The organism is Lysinibacillus sp. GbtcB16, assembly GCF_019091145.1.
Taxonomy (GTDB): Bacteria; Bacillota; Bacilli; order Bacillales_A; family Planococcaceae; genus Lysinibacillus; species Lysinibacillus fusiformis.
The window spans coordinates 1-861 of sequence record NZ_JAGXJV010000072.1; the positions used below are offsets into that span (position 1 = coordinate 1).

Here is an 861-nt window from a genome sequence, read left to right on the forward strand (position 1 = left end):
AAGGAAAGTTATTTACGAAAGTCCAGATCAAACGGATTTTAGATAGAAAAGCCTTTTATAGTGGGTTATACCGCTATGGAGACATAACAGCAAATGGCAAACATCAAGCCATTTTATAACGGTTAACAGATAGAGGATGGATAGGCTTTCGTACCCTTGCGAGTCTAAAGAGACTAACGCTCGACCTAAGGTTGCCGACATTCTCTGTCTTGCTTTTTCCGTTCAATCTAATATAGGGGTGAGGTTTTCTGATGAAACGAGATAAGCATATTTATATAGGGCTAGATATACACAAGTTCCAACATACAGCGGTAATAGTGGATTGTTGGTTTGAAAAGCTAGGAGAAATGACCTTTCAAAATAAACCATCCATTTTTCCAAGTTTACTAGAATATGTGAACAGGTTTCTTACAGAAGGTTTGACCCCTGTATTTGGATTAGAAGATGTGGGCGGTTACGGAAGAGATTTAGCGATATTCATAATAGATCAGGGCTATATCGTTAAGTTTGTCAATTCCTCTTTATCCAATTCAGAACGAAACAGCTATGCGATGACACAAAAGAATGATAGTTGGGATGCTCAATGTGTCGCAGATGTTTTAATTCGTAAGTTACCATATTTACCTGACGCTACACCATCGGATATTCATTGGATAATCGCTCAACTTGTAGGCAGAAGAAACGCCTTAGTAAAAGCACAAACAGCTTTGAAGAACCAATTGCATATGCAATTAAACTATTATTATCCAAGTTACAAGGAGTTCTTTTCAGAAGTAGATGGGAAAACAGCTTTAGCCTTTTGGGAAAGCTATCCTTCACCATCTCATTTGGAGGGGGAAACAGTAGAGGACTTAAGAACAT

Annotated in this window: 1 protein-coding gene and 1 pseudogene; both read left to right on the forward strand. The window is 38.1% G+C overall.

Annotated elements, in window-relative coordinates; all coding sequences use genetic code 11:
- Positions 1-119, forward strand: a pseudogene (locus KVT27_RS26830) (recombinase family protein); the annotation flags it as partial.
- Positions 120-251: 132 nt separating this feature from the next.
- Positions 252-861, forward strand: a 610-nt coding sequence (locus KVT27_RS23320; protein WP_217582042.1) for an IS110 family transposase, incomplete at its 3' end; no start/stop codon positions are given.